Here is a 17830-nt window from a genome sequence, read left to right as displayed (position 1 = left end):
AGGGGTGTGGCGAGGTGTAGAAGTAGCCTACGCGGGGTTTCGACACGCTCAACCACCGGAAACCGCAGCCACCGGCCGCCCAGGCAGTCCACCTCGATGCCATCGCATTCGGCCAGCTCCAGCAGCGTGTCGTTCAGCAAAGCCAGATCGCGGCGGAACGTGGACGCCGTCACCATGGACTTCGCCGAGAGCTCCTCCGCGGACGCGAGGCCAGTGGTCACGGCAAGGTGGTAGATCTCCTCGGGCCGCGCGTTTGCGCTGAGCATTCCCGGTCTCCGACACCCTCATCAACCACAAGGACACGGCGGTGAAGGTGCTGGTGCACCCGTAGCTGCTGGCGAGCGGACACCCGGCAACGAGGGACGGACGACGGCGGGACGCAAGTGCCGCCGTCGTCCTTCCTGCCCTGCCTGCTCGCGGCTGCCCGGTGTTGCCGGAAACATATCAAGGGGCCTTTCCCCCTATCCACCCGGCCCGTGTGCGCGGAAGATTACCCCATGAAAAAGCTTGTGCTGGCGAGCTTCGCCACCCTTCTCCTGGTTATTGGCAGCCTGCTGGGCGCGGTAGTCCCAGGCAACGCCGCGCCCGGCCCGGCCATCACGGAAGGGCAGATCCTGGTCAAGTTCCGCGATAAGGCCGGAGCCGCAGGCGCCCTCAGATCGCACGGGCTGACCGATGGCCCCGACGTCGGCAGCACCGGCGCGCACCTGATTACCGTGCCGGCAGGGAAGGAGCTGCAGCCGTCGAGGCCCTGTCACGGAACCCGGTGGTGGAGTACGCCGAACCGGACTACGTGGTCACTCCGGCCTCGGACGACACCTACTTTCCCCGCCAGTACGCCCTGCAGAACACAGGACAATCGTTCACGAATACCGACGGTACGGTGACGGTTCCCGCGGGGATCCCTGACGCCGACGTGGACGCCGTGGAAGCCTGGACCGTCACCACCGGCACGGGAATCAAGGTGGCTGTCCTCGATTCCGGCGTCGCCCTGGACAACCCCGACATCACCCCCAAGGTGGTGGCACGGGTCAACTACACAACGTCCAGAAGCAACGACGACAACTACGGGCACGGAACCCACGTCGCCGGGATCGTCGCGGCCACCGCCAACAACGGCATTGGCGTGGCCGGCGTGTGCCCGGGATGCAGCATCCTGGCCGGCAAGATCCTCAGCGACACCGGAGCAGGGTCCAGCTCAGGCCTTGCGAACGGCATCAACTGGGCCGTCAAGAATGGCGCCCAGGTCATCAACATGAGCCTGGCGGTGGGTGCGTCAGCCACCCTGCAAACCGCGGTGAACAACGCCTGGAACGCCGGCGTGGTGCTGGTTGCCGCAGCCGGCAACGGCGGGAACACCAGCATGAATTACCCGGGAGCCTACCCGAACGTCATTGCCGTAGGGGCAACGGACAACAACGACAAGAAGGCGTCGTTCTCCACCTATGGCGCCTGGGTGGATGTTGCCGCGCCGGGGGTCAGCGTCTACTCCACCTTCCCCAACCACAAGTTCGTCCTCGCCAGGGAGTACAACCGTTCCCAGGGGTATGACATCGGCAGCGGAACCTCGATGGCCTCACCGATTGTTGCCGCAGTCGCCGCGCTCGCCCGCAGCACCAACCCCGGCGGCACCGCCTCAGACATCCGCGCCAAGGTGGAATCAACCACCGACCCCGTAGGCGTCATCGGGACTGATTGGGCCCACGGGAGGGTGAACGCCTGCAGGGTGGTCGGGGCAATTGGTTGTTGACCTCACCCGGCGGCCGGGTTTGAGATCACCGGCCATGAGGATGTCAGCCGCCGGGTCGCCCGCACCTGGCCGGCCTGCGCTCGCCGGCTGGCACTTCGCGCCCGCAACCGCGTCGTCGTCCTCAGCATCCCGCGCCTGATCCTGGCCTACTGCACCGGTGCCATGCGCTACGGGATCTTCACGCTCAGCAAGCCCGACGGCGGAAGGTAGCCACGCCGTCGTCGTTCCATCCTGGGCGGCTGGCCCGGAGACGGGAACCTTGCGCGCTTGGTGGGGTTGCACCTGGCGCATGCCGTAACGAGGTTCTGAAGACTTGCGGAGCCCACGTCCCAGCTCCAGCTCCTGACCCGGGCAGCACCCAGAACGGCGGCTTAAGCAGGTACATAATCAGCAAGCTGCTGAATAGCAGGAGTACCTGCCGGTCAGAGTCGAGTACCTGCTACTGGTGACGGGTTTTGGACCGGATTATAGGCTCTGCTGACCGGCCGCGGCTGATGGCTGACTGGCGCTGGGGGGTTTGAGCCCGGAGCGTGACCGGATGAGAGCTGGTGCCATGCCCTGCCTCAAGGGGTGTGGCGTTGCATGATCCGATCAGTCCGGGAGAGATGACGATGAAGCGTTCTGTTAGATGGTTGGCCCAGTTACTGGCCTTGGCTGCTGTACTGGCCGGGAGTGTCCTTGCTACTTCGGGCCTTGCGGTGGCTGACACCGCATACGGGCATCCGAGTATCAGCTATTCAACCGTGGCAAATCCTCCGACATCTGACAAACCCCAGAGCAAGCTCTGGTGGAATGACGGTTCGTGGTGGGCGGATATGTGGAAGTCCGGCAGCGGATGGCATATCTACCGGCTGGACCGTGGCACTGAGACGTGGGTGGACACCGGCCTGCTGAATGACAGCCGTCCCAGTACCCTGTCGGACACGCTGTGGGACGGCACTCATCTGTACATCGCCTCCCACGTTGTCACGCTGTCCACCGAAGTGGCGCCCCAGCCGTCCTTGTCCGGGCAGCCCGCATACCTTTACCGGTACAGTTACGCCGCGGGAAAATACACACTGGACAGTGGATTCCCGTCAGTCATCACCAACAACAGCAGCGAGTCGATGACGATCGATGAGGACAGCACAGGCGCCATCTGGGCCACCTGGACACAGGTGAGCGGCGATTCGACCTCCGGGTACACCAACACCGTCTACGTGAACAACACCAACGCGAGCGGAACCAGTTGGTCCAAGCCTTTCGTCCTCCCGGTTTCCAATCCGCACCCGGCACCGGATGACATCTCAGCTGTCGTGGCCTACGGGGCCAAGAAAATCGGGGTGATGTGGAGCGACCAGCTCACCGGAACCGTGTGGTGGGCAACGCGTACCGACGGAACCGCTCCGGCATCGTCATCGTCCTGGAACGTCCAACCGGCCATCAAGGGCAACGGGCAGGCCGACGACCACCTCAACCTTAAAGCGCTTCAGGCCGATTCCTCGGGCCGGGTTTTCGCGGCGGTCAAGACCAGCTTGGACACCGTCTCATCAGACCCCACGCTTCCACAACTCATGTTGCTCGTCTTCAAGCCAGGCACGGGCGCCTTTACCAAGTCGACGATTTCCACCACCGGCGACTGCGCGACGCGCCCGCAGATCGTGCTGGACCCCGAAAACAACCTCGTGCACGCGTTCCAGACAGCGCCGGCCACCTCGGCCACCGGCTGCGCCTACGAGGGAGCAGCAGGCAGCATTTACGAAAAAACCGCCTCCATGGACAACCCGGTGTTCGCGTCCGGCCGCGGTACCCCCGTCATCCAGGACCCGGCTTCGCCCAACATGAATAACGTCACCAGCAGCAAGCAGCCCGTGACCAGCGCATCAGGCCTGGTTGTGCTGGCCAGCGACCATATCGCCAAACGCTACTGGTTCGCCGACAGGGCGCTGGGTGTTGCTCCTGTGCCCACCGTTCCGGGAGCATTCGTTCCGGTGGCCCCGACCCGGCTCCTGGATACCCGTAACACCGCCCCGGTGGGCGCGTTTTCCTCGGTGTCCTTCCAGGCCGCGGGGACTGCAGGGGTCCCGGCGAAGGTCTCGGCCATCGTCTTCAACCTCACCGTGGACCGGCCCCAGGCCAATGGCCACATCATCGCGTACGCCTCCGGCACCACGGTCCCGGTGACGTCCAACGTGAACTTCGTCGCCGGGCAGACCATCCCGAACTCGGTCACGGTCCCGGTGGGGACCAACGGGAGGATCACCCTTCAGAACAACTCACCGGGCACTGCCGACCTCATCGCCGACATCTCCGGCTACTACATCGCCGGAAGCCCGACCGTTCCGGGAGCGTTCGTTCCGGTGGCCCCGACCCGGCTCCTGGATACCCGTAACACCGCCCCGGCGGGCGCGTTCTCCCCGGTGTCCTTCCAGGCCGCGGGGACTGCAGGGGTCCCGGCGAATGTCTCGGCCATCGTCTTCAACCTCACCGTGACCCGGCCCCAGGCCGCCGGCCACATCATCGCGTACGCCTCCGGCACCACGGTCCCGGTGACGTCCAACGTGAACTTCGTCGCTGGAGAGACCATCCCGAACTCGGTCACGGTCCCGGTGGGGACCAACGGGAGGATCACCCTTCAGAACAACTCACCGGGCACTGCCGACCTTATCGCCGACATCTCCGGCTACTATATCGCCGGAAGCCCGACCGTTCCGGGAGCGTTCGTGCCGGTGGCCCCGACCCGGCTCCTGGATACCCGTAACACCGCCCCGGCGGGCGCGTTCTCCCCGGTGTCCTTCCAGGCCGCGGGGACTGCAGGGGTCCCGGCGAATGTCTCGGCCATCGTCTTCAACCTCACCGTGACCCGGCCCCAGGCCGCCGGCCACATCATCGCGTACGCCTCCGGCACCACGGTCCCGGTGACGTCCAACGTGAACTTCGTCGCTGGAGAGACCATCCCGAACTCGGTCACGGTCCCGGTGGGCACCAACGGGCGGATCACCCTTCAGAACAACTCACCGGGCACTGCCGACCTCATCGCCGACATCTCCGGCTACTTCATCGCCGGAACCGCGCAGTAGGGACTGATCGTCCGGTGGACACGGACCCCGCCTTGGGCGGGGTCCGTGTCTGCTGTGCGGAGCGTGAAAACCCATAGGCGGGGAACAGCCCGTGCAAGAATGACGCCATGGCCCACGAGCAGCATGAATTCGCCGCGCCGGCACCGGACAGCAACGATCTTCAGGCATTCGAGGCCGCCTACCAAGCCGCGAGGAGGAGCCTGGCCGACGGCGGGATCCCCATCGGGGCCGCGATCGCCCGGAACGGCGAGGTCTTCGCCAGCGGGCACAACGAACGGGTCCAGAACGCCGATCCGATCGCGCACGGCGAGATGTCCGCCCTCCGTGCCGCGGGCCGGCAGAAGAGTTACCGGGACACCACGCTCTACACCACCCTGGCACCCTGTGCCATGTGCGCGGGAACCATTATCCAGTTCAAGATCCCCCGCGTGGTAGTGGGGGAAGCACAGACGTTCGACGGCGAATTGGAGCTTCTGCGGTCACGCGGGGTTGAGGTGCTGGTCCTGGATGACCAGCGCTGCGTGGACATGATGCGCTCCTTCCAGGCAGACAAGCCCGACCTTTGGGCGGAGGACATCGCCGAATAAGCGATGGGCGGCCATCTCGGCGAGCCGTTCCGCCCGTCTTGCCCTTAACGGCCCGTCCGGCCCTTGACAGCCCGTCCGGCCCTTAGGACCATCAGAGGTACCGATCGGCCGGGCCGTTCTTCGCAAGCCGGCCATCGGCCAGGCTCCTTGAAGGGGGTATCGGATGCAGGCAGCGCTCCCTCGCCGCAGACCCTTCCGGCGTGTGGCCGCAATTGCCGGCATCCTCCTTGCAGCCTCCACCGCCGGGTGCGCCCAAGAGCCGGCACCGGCGGCATCCGGACCCCGCACTGGTGAGATCCGGATCGCTGCCGTGGGGGACATGAACGGCGTCAGGACAGGCGCTGCCGATACACCCTCCGGCCGGAACGGTGCCGCGATTGCCGAGCTGGTGGAGAACAACGAGATTGATGCGTTTCTGGGGCTGGGGGACTTCCAATACGACTCCGCGCACTGCGATGACTACGTGAAGTACTGGACGCGCTTGTGGGGCGGCACCAAGTCCAAGCTGTACTGGGTGTCCAGCCCCAACCACGACTGGAAGCCCGGCCGCAACGAAGACCTGGACAACTTCATGAACGGACAGTGCCCTGGAGCTCCTGAGAAAGCCGCGATCAATAAGGAACGCGGATTCATCGCCAACGGCCAACCGTACTCGAAGGATTTTGGGAACTGGCATTTCGTATTCCTGTCCTCCGCGCCCTGGACATACGACACGGAGCAGGCCTGGGCGCTGACCGGGTGGCTGGACAAGGACCTCACGGCTGCCCAGGCCGAGGGTAAGCACCTGGCTGTCGTCTACCATGAGCCCTACTTCACGTCGAACACGGAGGCACATGGTCGATCCGCCGATCACAAACCGTGGATTGACGTGATGTGGAAACACAGGGTCCGCCTGACCCTGTCCGGGTCGCAGCACAACTACGAACGGTCCTGCCCGGTGAACAACGCCGACCAGTGCGTGCCGGACGGGATGATCGCGTTCCAGGTTTCCACGGGAGGTATCGGGCTGCGCCCGTTTACCAGCAGTCCGTCCTACATCGAGAAGCGGTTCAGCGACACCCACGGGTTCCTGCGGCTGACCCTCCGCGGCGACGGGTCTTTTGACTGGAACTTCGTTCCAACCTCGGGTTCGAGCACGGACTCCGGTACGCGTGCCGCACCGTAAAACCCCGATCCCCGCCGCCCCGTTCACGGCAGCCGTTGCCGCCGTCCTGCTGGCCCTCTCAGTGGCGGGCTGTACCAGCCCGCCAAAACCCCCACCATCCCCGGTACCGGACGTCCGCCTTGCAGCAGTGGGGGATATGAACCCCGCCGGTGACGTGGACCCCGGCAGCCCGTCCGGCCGGAACGGTGCGGCGATCGCCAAACTGGTGGAAACCAACGAGGTTGACGGGTTCCTGGGGCTGGGGGACTTTCAATACGACACCGGCAACTGCGATGGCTATGTGAAGTACTGGAAGTCGTTGTGGGGAGGCACCCTGCCCAAGTTGTACTGGGTGTCCGCCCCCAACCACGACTGGGAACCTGGCCGCAACGAAGACCTGGACAACTTCATGAACGGCCAATGCCCCGGGGCGCCCGAGAAGTCCGCGATCAACCAGGAGCGCGGGTTCATTGCAAACGGGGACCCGTACTCGAAGGACTTTGGCAACTGGCACGTCGTTTTCCTGTCGTCCGCACTGTGGCGGTACGACAAGGGAGCGGCCGCGGACGCAACAACGTGGCTGGACAAGGACCTCGGCGCGGCCAAGGACGCCGGCAAGCACCTCGCCGTCGTGTACCACGAGCCCTACTACACCTCCGACACGGCGGAGCACGGGCGGGCCGCGGACCAGAAGCCGTGGATCGATGTGATGTGGAAGTACCGGGTCCGGCTGACCTTGTCCGGGTCCCAGCACAACTACGAGCGGTCCTGCCCGGTGAACAATGCGGACAGGTGCGTTGATGACGGGATGACGGCATTCCAGGTATCCACCGGCGGCATCGAATTGCGGCCGTTCACCAGCAAGCCGAAGTACATTGCCAAACGGTTCAGCGACACCCACGGGTTCCTGCGGCTGACATTGCACGGCGACGGGTCCTTCGACTGGACCTTCGTTCCGACCACCGGGCAGAGCACGGACTCGGGTTCGCGCTCCGCGCCCTGACCGCTGCCCGGCAGGCGCAACACTATGGACGGATCGTCCTGTAGATCCCCGTGTGGTCCAGGTCGCCGTCGCCTGCCGCGTCCATCTTTTCGAAGACGCCCCGCAGGCAGCCTGCCAACGGGAGTTTCACGCCCGAAGCCCCGGCCGTCTCGGCGATGAAGTTGAGGTCTTTCAGCTGGTTCTTTGCCGAGCCGCCGCCGTCGAAATCCTGGTCGATGAAGCGCTGTCCCTTTTGGGCCAGTACCTCCGAGTTGGCCAGGCCGCCCGCAAGGACGGACTGCACGTCCGCCAGGTCCAGGCCTGACGCCGCAGCCAGGGCCATGGCCTCGGCCAGCGCTGTCACGGTGGCGGCAACCACGATCTGGTTGCAGGCCTTGACGGTTGATCCGGCTCCGGTTTCCCCGAACCACGCCACTTTGGTGCCGTACAACCCAAACAGCGGGACGCAGCGTTCGAAGGCCTCCCGGGGACCGCCGGCCATGATGCTGAGCCGGCCCTCCGCCGCACCGATGGTTCCGCCGCTCAGCGGCGCGTCAACCACCGTCACGCCCCAGTTCGTCCGGCACTTCTCACCGAACGCCGCTACGGCCACGGGCGAGACCGTCCCGTGGATCACGAGGATGGGCTGCTCGGTGCCGGCGCGCTGCCACCCCGCCAGCAGCCCGTCGTCGCCCGCCAGCAGGGCCTCGACCTGCGGCAGGTCCGGCAGAACCGTCAGGACAATGTCCCGGGCGGCTCCGGCGGGGGAGGCCGCGATGTTGCCACCGGCAATGGCTCGGGCCTTGTCCGGTGTCCTGTTCCACAGTGCCAGCGGGACCCCGCCGGCCAGGATGTTCCGTGCGATGGGCGCCCCCATCGGTCCGGTGCCCAGGAGGGCCACGGACCCGTGGATGGCGGGCGGCTGCTGTTGCTCAACGGTCAATGTGGTCATGTTCTCTAGAAGGGGATGAGGCCGGCGAGGGCGGGGAGGAAGGTGCTGAACCACGGCACGGCCGCGAGGACGAGCAGGCCGATGAACACCGCGATGAGGTAGGGCCAGAAGTGCTTGAGGCTCTTCTCGACGGTTTCGTGTCCGGTGGCGCAGGCTACATAGAAGCCGACGCCGGCCGGTGGCGCGAAGGAGCCGATGCCCATCGAGATGATCAGCACCATGGCGTACTGCACGGGGTTGACGCCGAAGCTGGTGGCGATGGGCAGCAGCAGGGGAGCGAAGATCAGGACGGCCGGCAGGCCCTCGAGCAGCTGGCCCATGATGATGAGCAGCACCACCGTGAAGAGCATGAAGAGGACCGGCGAATCACCCAGGCTGGACATCAGGTCGTGGATCTGCTGGGAGACGCCGGCAAGGGCGAGCGTCTGCGCCAGGGGCGAGGCGGCGGCGATGATGAACAGCACCATGCCCGCCGTCGTGGTGGTTTCCCGCAACGTGTCACCCAGCAGACGCTTGCTGCCGCGGCGGTAGGCGGCGGCCAGGATGAAGGCGTACGCGACGGCGACGGAGGACACCTCGGTGGGGGTCGCGAAGCCGCTCAGGATCCCGGCCACCATGCCCACCGGAAGCAGCAGCGTGGGAATCGCGAAGAAGGTGGCCGAGCCGCGGGTCCGCCACGTTGCCTTCGTGCTGGCCACGCCGCCCTGTTTACGGGCACGGACGAACACAAGCGCCATCACCACAAGGGCCAGGAAAGCCGCCGGCAGGAATCCGGCCAGGAAGAGGGTGGTGGTGGAGATGGTGGTGATGGATCCAAGGACGAGCAGGACGATGCTCGGCGGGATGGTTTCGCCCATGATGGCGGAGGCCGACAGGACCGCCACCACCTCGCCGCGGGGGTATTTGCGCTCTTCGAGCATGTTCCGCATGGTGGTGCCGACGGCGGCAACGTCGGCCACCTTGGAACCCGAGATGCCGGAGAAAATGTACATCGTCACGACCACCACCTGAAGCAGGCCGCCACGCAGGTGCCCGATGAGGGCGTCAACGAGTTTGGCCAGGGGGAGCGTCAGCCCGGCGGAGTTCATCACTGTCCCGGCGAGGATGAAGAACGGGATGGCGAGAAGCACGAAGCCCTTGGCGCCGGAGGCCATGCCGATGGGGATGGCGCTGACGTCCGAGATGCCGCCGAGGTAGAGGTAGATCCCGGAGGCCAGGGCCAGGACGAAGGCGATGGGAAGGCCCAGGAAGAGCAGGATGAACAGCACCGCAAGGACGACGCCGAGGAGAAGATTGGGAGACACGTAGTAGAAGAGCGGCTGGCTGAGGACCACCAAGGCAATGAGTACCGCGGTGATGCCGGCCGCCACGAACACGGGACGCAGCTCCTGCCGCTTCAGCTTGACCAGGGCGAACCAGGCGATGAGGACCATCCCCGCCGAGAAGGGAAGGGACACCCAGAACACGGGCAGCTGGAGGATGGGGGTTTTCTCTTCGATCTGCTGGACCAGGGTGGGGACGTAGAGGGCAAACGATCCCGCGCTCATGACGAAGACCAGGCAGTCGACCAGCGCCGCAAGGTATGGCTTCCAGGTGGCCGGCAGCCGCATGATGAGCGCCTGGACTGACATGTGCGCACCCTTGGGATAGGCGATCGCGCCGCCGATGAAGGCGATGGTCAGGAGCGCGATCTCCGACACTTCCTGGGTCCAGAGCACGGAATCGCCCGTGACCAGCCGGACCATGATGTTCAGCAGGATGACCAGGAGCTCGGCGATGATCGCCGCGCCAACGGTGCCTTCGAGGACCTTGTCGAACCACACGGCACCGCTCCAGCGCGGCGGGACGTGACCGTGGTGCAGGATCTCCTCCGCATCAGAGGGGAGGACCTCCTCGAGTTCCGCGGGAGGGAGGGTGCGTTTCATGTTCTTCCAGACTGTCGACGTTGAGAGCGGATGCGGCGCATGGGTGCCGGGGCAGTACGCCCCGGCACCTGCTTGCGGTTAGTTGGAGGCGGTGAAGGCAATCGCCTGGTCGAAGAAGTCCTTGCCGATCAGCTCGGAGAACTTCGGGTACAGGCCCTTGGACGCGGTCTTGAATTCCTCGATGGCGGAGGCGCTGAGCTCGTTGGCCTGCATGCCCTTGGCCTTCAGGTCGTCCAGCTGCTTCTTGGACTGCTCTGCGTCGTAGCCGGTCTTGAACGTGGCCGTCTCAGCCGAGGCATCGGTGAGGGCCTTCTTTTGGTCGTCCGAGAGCGTGCCCCACTTCTTCGATGACAGGGCCAGGACCCACGCGTCATTGATGTGGTTGGTCAGGGACACGTACTTCTGCACCTCGGAGAACTTGTTGGTCCAGGGCACCTCGATCGGGTTTTCCTGCCCGTTGATGGTCCCGGTCTGCAGGCCGGTGAAGACCTCGGAGAACGCCATGGTGGTGGGACTCGCACCGAGGGATCCAAAGTAGTCAGTCCACAGCGGGTTGCCGGGGACACGGATCTTCATGCCCTTCAGATCGGACGGCTGCTGGATGGGGCGCACCGAGTTGGTGATCACCCGGCCCGTCCTGGTCATGAAACTGAGCGCCACCGTGTCCTTCTGGGCCAGCTTGTCCTTCAAGACCTGGCCCGGCTTGCCGTTTAGGAAGGCCGCCTCCTGGGTGGTGTCCTTGAACAGGTACGGGATGCTGATGCCGTTCATTTCCGGCACCACGGAGGCGTATACCGACGTTGACAGGATCAGGGCGTCCAGGGAACCACCCTGCAGGCGGGTCACGGCCGCGTTCTGGTCGCCGCTGAAGCTTGTTCCGTTGGGAACCACGGTGACCTGGACGGACCCGTTGGAGGTCTTCTTGACCTGGTCTGCAAAGTGCTGGGCCGAAACGCCAACGGACGAGTCGATGGGATCGGGGATGGAGAGCTGGATCTTCGCTGGGGCTGCGCCGCCGGTCCCGCCGGCCGTGCCGGAGGCGCAACCGGCCAGGAGGGACGCGGCGAGGGTGCAGGCCAGCGCTCCGGTGAGGGCGCGGAATTTCGAATTCATGTGAAGCCTTTCTTCGTTGGAAGGAGTCAGTGCAAAACGGGCCGGTCAGGCGGTGAGTGCAGATTCGGTGACAAGCGCTTCGGTTTCCCGGCGCAGTTCCAGGGCCTGGGCCAGGGAGTCGTCCATGATGACGTCGTCCCAGCCCACGATTGCGCCCTTGGCGATGTCATTGCGCAGTTCCACGTGGTGGGCGAGTGCTACGGGCAGTGCCCCGGTTTCCACCGAGTGCCTGGCGGACACGAGCTTGCCCCAGACGGTGTAGCCGCCTTCGCCGTCGAGGAACTCGCCGGCCCTGAGGTCCTTCTTGGCCGTTGCCACCACGTCGCCGAAGAATCCCACCGGCGAGCCGGTGGCAATGCCGCGGAGGGCGGCGTTGGCGATGGAGACGTTGAGTTCCAGGCCGACGTAGTGGTACGGCCGGTACAGGGCCGCGTACTGGCCGGTGGGGTCCGGGTGCCAGGGGTATTCGGTGAAGCAACCGGAAACATATCCGTTCGTTGCCTTCACCACCACGAAGACGCCCTCTTGGGTGTTGTGGCTGATCCAGCTGCCGTCGCGGTTGACGCTGGACATGACGTCGACGCTGCCTTCGTGGGCGAGGGAACCGCCCACATCGCTTGGCCGGCAGACCGTGGCGATCTGCTCGACGTCGCCAGGGGTGAAACTCAGCCCGTTATCTGACGGGACCAGCCCGGCACCGTTGGCGACGGCGGCCATCTCGATGGACGCCTTGGTGCCGTCCCGGAACGAGGTGTGCATGTACGGGTTCAGCTGGCCGGAGTCGGTGAGTTCCTTCGAGAATTCCCAGTTTTCCCATACGTTGTCCGGGTTCATCTCGTGGTAGTGCTCAAGGTACTTGGCGCCCTTGCCGGCGCAGACAACGTCGAAGCCGCTGGTCCTCGCCCAGTCAACGAGTTCCATGATCAGGGCCGGCTGGTCACCGTAGGCCATGGAGTACACCACGCCGGCGGCCTCCGCACGGCGGGCCAGTGCCGGCCCGGCCAGGGCGTCGGCTTCAACGGTCACCATGATGATGTGCTTCTTCGTCTCGATGGCCCGCAACGCATGCTTCACCCCCACGATCGGGTTGCCGGTGGCTTCAACGATGACGTCGATGTCGACGTCGAACAGCTCGTCCGCGTTCGCAATGATCGCTGTGCTTCGGTCGCGGAGGGCGGTGGCGATGTCCGGTGCGATCTGGTTCCTGGGCCAGCCGACCAGTTCGAAGGCTCCTTCGGCGCGCTTGACGTTGATGTCGGCGATGGCCACCACATGGATCCCGGGGATGTTGTTCGCCTGGGCGAGGTACATGGTGCCGTACCTGCCGGCACCGATGAGTCCCACTCGGATGGGACGGCCCTGCTGCTCGCGGTCGCTGAGGAGCTTGTGAAGGTTCATGGGGGATCTTTCTGATTGGCTTTTCCGCGTCCGGGAAGCACCTCCACCGCACGGGTGGGGCAACTTCTTTGTCGCGGGATGTGAATTCGAGGGCCGGAGTGGAACCGGTTCCACTTTTGTACCAGCGGGTGCTAGGCTGTGTCAACGGTCACAACGAAAACGCGATTTTGGGCGCCTTTCATGACGGCGAACTTTCGATGCCGGCGATCGGGTAGAACCTTCAATGAGGAGGAGAAGTGAAGAAGGCTCCAACAATCCGCGACGTCGCGTCCGCCGCGGGAGTGTCGGTTTCCGTGGTGTCCCGGGTCCTGAACCCGGAGTCGGGCCCGGTGGCACCGGCCAAGCGGGACATGGTGCTCAGGGTCATCGAGGATCTCGGTTACCGGCCGCGTGCCGCCGCCCGTGAACTGAGCGTGGGCCATGCCCCCACCGTGGGGCTGGTGGTGGCCGACCTGGCCAACCCTTTCTTCGCCCAGCTGGCGGACAGGATTGTCTGGGAGGCGCGCAGCCATGGAGTCCAGGTGGTGGTCATGACCACGCAGGAAGATCCGCACCTTGAAGCGGACTCCCTGGACACGCTCCTTGACCGGTCCGTGGGCGGCGTGATTGCCACGCCCACCGGAGCGAACGTTGAAAAGTGGGCGCGCCTGCAGTCCCTGGGCGTCAATGTCGTCTTCGTCGACCGCACCATTCCGGAGCTGGCGGACGTTGACGTTGTGAGCATCGAAAACGTGGACTCGGCCCGTCGTGCCACCGAATACATGCTCAGCCTGGGGCACACCCGGATCGGGTTGATTACCGGGCCTGTCAGCACGTCCACGGGACGGTCCAGGATCCAGGGGTACCAGGCCGCCCACGACAGCTGCTCCGTCACGGTGGACCCGCAGCTGATCCGGGATGTGCCGTTCCGCGGTGACGGAGGGGGCGACGCTGTGGGGTCCCTGCTGGCGCTGCCGGACCGTCCCACCGGGATCATCGTGGCCAACACCGCCCAGGTCCAGAGTGCCGTCCGGCGCTTGGTCCAGACGGGCACCCGCATCCCCAACGACCTTTCGGTCATCGTCTTTGACGACAGTCCCTGGACCGAGCTGACCAGCCCGCCGCTCAGCATCATCCGGCAGCCCATCGGCATGCTCGCGCTTCATTCCCTGGAACTGGTGCTGGGGCGGATGCAGGGCAAGTTGCCCGACGGTCAGCGGACCATCGAGGTCAAAGCGGACTTTGTTCCGCGCAACAGCTGCTCACCAGTCGTGCTCACCCCAACCAGATAAGGAATACCCACCATGACCGTCATCGTCACCGCCGTCTTCACGCCCAAGGACGGAGCCTTCGACGCCGTTGCCTCAGCCCTTGCCCCTGCCATCGCCGAGGTGCACAAGGAGCCGGGCTGCCAGCTCTACGCCATCCATGAGGCCCCCAACGGCCAGATCGTCATGATCGAAAGATGGGACTCGGCCGAACTGCTGGACGCACACGGCGCGGGAGAAGCCGTCGCGCGGCTGAACGCTTCACTTGAGGGCCTCCTGCAGGAGCCGGTGGACGTCACCAGGCTGACCCCGATGCCCGCCGGAACGGAGCACCAAGGAGAGCTCTGACCGTCATCGGTGGTAGGGCCTCTTCGAAACCGCGAGCCCTCGAATCGCCGGAAGGATGCCGGGACGCCGGAAAGGGACGGCGAGCCGGCACCTTTCCGGCGGTCTCAGCCCTGGAACTGGTGGCGCCAGGCCGACCACGTGCGGCAATGGAGGTCTACAGTGGAGCCATGGCTCTCAGCCGCAATCCGCTCGAAGACCTGCGTGAAACCATCGGCCACCTCGCCGATCAACTCAAGCTGCCCGGTTCGGAACGCGTCGACGACCTCGTCGGCGACCTCATGGGTGCCAGGCCCGGGCCCGCGCGGCCGCTCTCCGAGCTGCAGGCCGAGCTCGACGCGCTGGTGGGACTGGAAACCGTCAAGGAACAGGTGCGGGCCCTGGTCGCACTGCTCCAGGTCCAGGCACGGCGTAAGGCGCACGGCCTGCCGGAAGTAGCCACTTCACAGCACCTGGTGTTCCTCGGAAACCCCGGCACGGGCAAGACCACCGTGGCCAGGCTCCTGGCCGAGATGTACCGGGCGGTGGGCCTGCTGCAGAAGGGCCACCTGGTCGAGGTGGACCGTTCGGGCCTGGTGGGGCAATACGTCGGCCAGACCGCGATCAAGACGGACCGGGTGATCCGGCGTGCGCTGGACGGCGTCCTGTTCATCGACGAGGCCTATGCGCTGGCCCCGGAGGACGGCCGGATGGACTTCGGCCCGGAAGCCATCGAGGTCCTGCTCAAACGCATGGAGGACCACCGCCACCGCCTGGTGGTGATCGTGGCCGGGTACCCGCGGCTGATGGAGGCCTTCCTGCTCTCCAACCCAGGGCTGCGCTCCCGGTTCGCCCGCGAGATCACGTTCCCGGACTATTCCGTGGACGCGCTCCTGGCCATCTTCAGCCAGATGCTGGCCCAGCACGAGTACATCCTGGAACCGGATGCGGACCAGATGCTGCGCCGCATCTTCACCGGGCTCCACGCCGGTGAAGACTCCGGCAACGCACGGTTCGCCCGCACGCTGTTCGAGCAGGCGCTCAACCGGCAGGCGCTGCGGCTCTCCCTGGACGAGGAACAGAGCCTCGACGCGCTCGACCGGGAGGCCGTCATGACGCTCACCGCTGACGACCTCGTCCAGGCCGCGATGGCCTTGGGCGAGGAGCCGGAGCCGGAACCCGAACCGGCGCCGCCACCCGAGCAGCCACGCTGGAAGCGCTGGCTGCTGGCCTGACTCTGTCTACGCCGGTCCTGATTCCGCCAGCCCTTATTCCGCCAGCCCTCGAAATCGCCGGAGCGGCGCGAACCCGCCGGAGCGGTGCGACCTCGCCGGAACGTTCCGGCGACCCGGACACCGCTCCGGCGAGCTCGGCGCCAGCGGCAAAACTGCACATTTGTGCAGGCACCTCTGGGAGCCCGTCCACGCCGCGCGAGAACCAAAAATAGCTACTCACCAGTAACAATACCTGTGCCGCGGGTCACATCCGGCCTGCGCGGCCGCGCTGCGGGGACGGGATTTTGGCCGCACATCCGTGCAGTTCCGCTGTGCAGGAACAGCATCGCTGCAAGCATGGAAAACCTCAGCCGGTCCTCATGGGTCCCCCAAAACCATGAGGCCCGGCGCCCCGCAGACAGACGAACAAAGAGGTTTCCATGTCATTCCTAACCCGGGCCCTGTCCGTTGCAGCAGCCGCTGTCCTTGCCTCCTCCCTGGTGGCAGTCCCTGCCCAGGCCGTCGATGTTTCCCCGCCGGGCGCCAACGACTGGACCTGCAAGCCATCTGCAGAGCATCCGTATCCGGTCATCCTTGTTCCCGGCACGTTCGAGAGCATGGAGAAGAACTGGTCCACCATGTCGCCCTACCTCAAGAGCCAGGGCTACTGCGTCTTCGCCCTCAACTACGGCGCCACCAACGGTGTGTACGCCACAGCTCCGGTCAAGGATTCCGCCAAGGAACTCGCACCGTTCGTTGACGCCGTCCGCTCCGCCACGGGCGCCAAGCAGGTGGACCTGGTGGGCCACAGCCAGGGCGGCATGATGCCCCGTTACTACATGGGGTTCCTCGGCGGCGCCAAGTACGTCCACCAGCTCGTCGGCATCGCCCCGTCCAACCACGGCACCAAAGGCGTGATCCTCCCGCCGCCGGACCTGGTTCCCACTCCCGACTACACGGCCGCCGGCTGCGCTGCCTGCGCCGACCAGCAGGCAGGCTCGCCGTTCATGCAGGAACTCAACTCCATCGGCGATACCGTGGCCGGTCCTGCCTACACGGTCATCTCCACCACGCACGACGAGGTGGTCATCCCGTACAACAGCCAGTACCTCAGCGGTTCGGCGCGGCAGGTCACCAACATCACCATCCAGGACAAGTGCCCCGCGGACGTCATCGAACACGACCAAACGCCCAATGATCCCGTGGTCCACCAGCTCGTGGGCAACGCCCTGGGCCAGCCGTCCGGCCCCGCAGACCCGGCGTTCCAGCCCGTTTGCCTCTAACCCCTGAAGCAACGCCTGACCCTTGAAGCAATTGACGACGGCGGGCGGCCGGCACCCGCGCCGCCCGCCCGCCGTCGTGCCCGGCCAAGAGGCCTAAAGCGTTGGGGGAATGGCCCGTCGTCCCGGAAAGAGCGCGGCGTACTGTTTCCGGTACATCCGCCGCCCCACCAGCTTGTAGGCAAGCCGGACGGGTGCGGGGATTTCCTTGAACAGTTCAACCTGGTCTTCCGGCGGATTCGTCGCAAGCACCATGCCGAGGTAGCCCACCAGGAATTTCTTGTCGAGTTCCTGGATCCCATGCTGCCCCACCGCGGCAGCCTCCTTCTCCGTCATCACCCTGTCCGCAACCGGCATCATCTCCGTGACCTCGCGGCGCAGATGTACATTGAGGACGCCGGACAGGTCTTCATAGCGGGCCGCGAGTTCCGCGCCGGACTCCTCATCCGCCGTCCGCATCCAGCGCAGCCGGACCGGCTCAATGGCCTGCAGCCTCTGCGTGACCTGCCGGTGCTGCTCTAGCATCTGCCCCACATGCAATGCGCATGCCGGTGCCCGCTCCTTCAGCTGCGGGTACATCAGGAGGTCTTCGCCTTCGTGGTGGATATGCAGTACCTTGTCGAAGTTGCCCAGCACTTCGCCCACGTAGGCTGCCCGGGCAGTGTCGCCGGCGGCAGCGGAGCGCACCAGTCCCGGTGCCTCGCCGTAGGCCCAGAGGAAGAAGCGGTGGATGCGGCGCATGGCGGCCGTCCCGGTACAAAGCACCGGTCCGGGCGGCAGCGGAGCTGCGGTCTCGCCGGGCTGCATGGTGAAGAAGTCGGTCATGTGCGTGGCCCTTTCCAGTCTCGCGAGACT

At 65.6% G+C, this 17830-nt stretch carries 14 protein-coding genes and 1 pseudogene; 9 read left to right on the top strand and 6 right to left on the bottom strand.

Annotation, left to right across the window (positions count from 1 at the left end):
- Positions 1 to 131: 131 nt before the first annotated feature.
- Positions 132 to 266 (bottom strand): annotated as a pseudogene (locus tag ACX5I6_RS19490) (DeoR/GlpR family DNA-binding transcription regulator); the annotation flags it as partial.
- A gap of 503 nt (positions 267 to 769) precedes the next feature.
- Here ACX5I6_RS19490 and ACX5I6_RS19485 point away from each other — a divergent pair.
- The 5 genes from ACX5I6_RS19485 to ACX5I6_RS19465 all read left to right on the top strand — a co-directional run bounded on the left by ACX5I6_RS19485 (position 770) and on the right by ACX5I6_RS19465 (position 7543).
- Positions 770 to 1750 carry a S8 family serine peptidase gene (locus tag ACX5I6_RS19485; protein ID WP_461841560.1) on the top strand — a complete coding sequence of 327 codons (981 nt, stop codon included), beginning with the start codon at positions 770 to 772 and terminating at the stop codon, positions 1748 to 1750.
- Between the two features lie 743 nt (positions 1751 to 2493).
- Positions 2494 to 4809, top strand: a complete 2316-nt coding sequence (locus ACX5I6_RS19480; RefSeq protein WP_461841559.1) for a hypothetical protein — start codon at positions 2494 to 2496, stop codon at positions 4807 to 4809.
- Between the two features lie 107 nt (positions 4810 to 4916).
- Positions 4917 to 5396 carry a nucleoside deaminase gene (locus ACX5I6_RS19475; protein WP_461841558.1) on the top strand — a complete coding sequence of 160 codons (480 nt, stop codon included), beginning with the start codon at positions 4917 to 4919 and terminating at the stop codon, positions 5394 to 5396.
- Positions 5397 to 5598: 202 nt separating this feature from the next.
- Complete coding sequence (locus ACX5I6_RS19470) at positions 5599 to 6561, top strand: metallophosphoesterase family protein (RefSeq protein WP_461841557.1); 963 nt, start codon at positions 5599 to 5601, stop codon at positions 6559 to 6561.
- Positions 6548 to 7543 (top strand): metallophosphoesterase family protein, encoded by a 996-nt coding sequence (locus ACX5I6_RS19465; RefSeq protein WP_461841556.1) that lies wholly within the window; start codon positions 6548 to 6550, stop codon positions 7541 to 7543. Before ACX5I6_RS19470 ends, ACX5I6_RS19465 begins: the two co-directional genes overlap by 14 nt.
- A 22-nt stretch (positions 7544 to 7565) precedes the next feature.
- On the opposite strand, the gene ACX5I6_RS19460 is transcribed toward ACX5I6_RS19465, so the two are convergent.
- From ACX5I6_RS19460 to ACX5I6_RS19445, 4 genes are all read right to left on the bottom strand, one after another.
- The gene (locus ACX5I6_RS19460) at positions 7566 to 8474 is read right to left on the bottom strand and encodes an NAD(P)-dependent oxidoreductase (protein WP_461841555.1); all 909 of its coding nucleotides are present in this window, start codon (positions 8472 to 8474) and stop codon (positions 7566 to 7568) included.
- A 5-nt stretch (positions 8475 to 8479) separates the two neighbouring features.
- Entirely contained in the window at positions 8480 to 10399 is a 1920-nt protein-coding gene (locus ACX5I6_RS19455) for a TRAP transporter large permease (RefSeq protein ID WP_461841554.1), read from the bottom strand.
- Positions 10400 to 10477: 78 nt separating this feature from the next.
- Complete coding sequence (locus ACX5I6_RS19450) at positions 10478 to 11512, bottom strand: DctP family TRAP transporter solute-binding subunit (RefSeq protein WP_461841553.1); 1035 nt, start codon at positions 11510 to 11512, stop codon at positions 10478 to 10480.
- Between the two features lie 45 nt (positions 11513 to 11557).
- Positions 11558 to 12910: an NAD(P)H-dependent oxidoreductase gene (locus tag ACX5I6_RS19445; RefSeq protein WP_461841552.1), complete on the bottom strand. Its 1353-nt coding sequence runs from the start codon at positions 12908 to 12910 to the stop codon at positions 11558 to 11560.
- A 236-nt stretch (positions 12911 to 13146) separates the two neighbouring features.
- Between ACX5I6_RS19445 and ACX5I6_RS19440 the strand changes: the two genes are divergently transcribed.
- From ACX5I6_RS19440 to ACX5I6_RS19425, 4 genes are all read left to right on the top strand, one after another.
- Positions 13147 to 14181: a LacI family DNA-binding transcriptional regulator gene (locus ACX5I6_RS19440; RefSeq protein ID WP_461841551.1), complete on the top strand. Its 1035-nt coding sequence runs from the start codon at positions 13147 to 13149 to the stop codon at positions 14179 to 14181.
- A gap of 12 nt (positions 14182 to 14193) precedes the next feature.
- On the top strand, positions 14194 to 14505 hold the full coding sequence (locus tag ACX5I6_RS19435; protein WP_461841550.1) for a putative quinol monooxygenase: 312 nt from the start codon (positions 14194 to 14196) through the stop codon (positions 14503 to 14505).
- Between the two features lie 167 nt (positions 14506 to 14672).
- Positions 14673 to 15716 (top strand): AAA family ATPase, encoded by a 1044-nt coding sequence (locus tag ACX5I6_RS19430; RefSeq protein WP_461841549.1) that lies wholly within the window; start codon positions 14673 to 14675, stop codon positions 15714 to 15716.
- 419 nt (positions 15717 to 16135) lie between these two features.
- Positions 16136 to 16978: an esterase/lipase family protein gene (locus tag ACX5I6_RS19425; protein ID WP_461841548.1), complete on the top strand. Its 843-nt coding sequence runs from the start codon at positions 16136 to 16138 to the stop codon at positions 16976 to 16978.
- Between the two features lie 93 nt (positions 16979 to 17071).
- Here the strand turns inward: ACX5I6_RS19425 and ACX5I6_RS19420 are convergent, their stop codons facing one another.
- Complete coding sequence (locus tag ACX5I6_RS19420) at positions 17072 to 17800, bottom strand: hemerythrin domain-containing protein (RefSeq protein ID WP_461841547.1); 729 nt, start codon at positions 17798 to 17800, stop codon at positions 17072 to 17074.
- Positions 17801 to 17830: the final 30 nt, after the last annotated feature.

It is taken from the genome of Arthrobacter sp. MMS24-T111 (assembly GCF_054888995.1).
This window is presented reverse-complemented; position numbering and strand designations above follow the sequence as displayed.

Excerpts from the sequence above, each read along its gene's own strand:
- ACX5I6_RS19475 (WP_461841558.1), top strand. The coding sequence starts at position 4,917 with ATGGCCCACGAGCAGCATGAATTCGCCGCGCCGGCACCGGACAGCAAC.
- ACX5I6_RS19455 (WP_461841554.1), bottom strand. The coding sequence starts at position 10,399 with ATGAAACGCACCCTCCCTCCCGCGGAACTCGAGGAGGTCCTCCCCTCT.
- ACX5I6_RS19430 (WP_461841549.1), top strand. The coding sequence starts at position 14,673 with ATGGCTCTCAGCCGCAATCCGCTCGAAGACCTGCGTGAAACCATCGGC.
- ACX5I6_RS19445 (WP_461841552.1), bottom strand. The coding sequence starts at position 12,910 with ATGAACCTTCACAAGCTCCTCAGCGACCGCGAGCAGCAGGGCCGTCCC.
- ACX5I6_RS19420 (WP_461841547.1), bottom strand. The coding sequence starts at position 17,800 with ATGACCGACTTCTTCACCATGCAGCCCGGCGAGACCGCAGCTCCGCTG.
- ACX5I6_RS19435 (WP_461841550.1), top strand. The coding sequence starts at position 14,194 with ATGACCGTCATCGTCACCGCCGTCTTCACGCCCAAGGACGGAGCCTTC.
- ACX5I6_RS19450 (WP_461841553.1), bottom strand. The coding sequence starts at position 11,512 with ATGAATTCGAAATTCCGCGCCCTCACCGGAGCGCTGGCCTGCACCCTC.
- ACX5I6_RS19460 (WP_461841555.1), bottom strand. The coding sequence starts at position 8,474 with ATGACCACATTGACCGTTGAGCAACAGCAGCCGCCCGCCATCCACGGG.
- ACX5I6_RS19425 (WP_461841548.1), top strand. The coding sequence starts at position 16,136 with ATGTCATTCCTAACCCGGGCCCTGTCCGTTGCAGCAGCCGCTGTCCTT.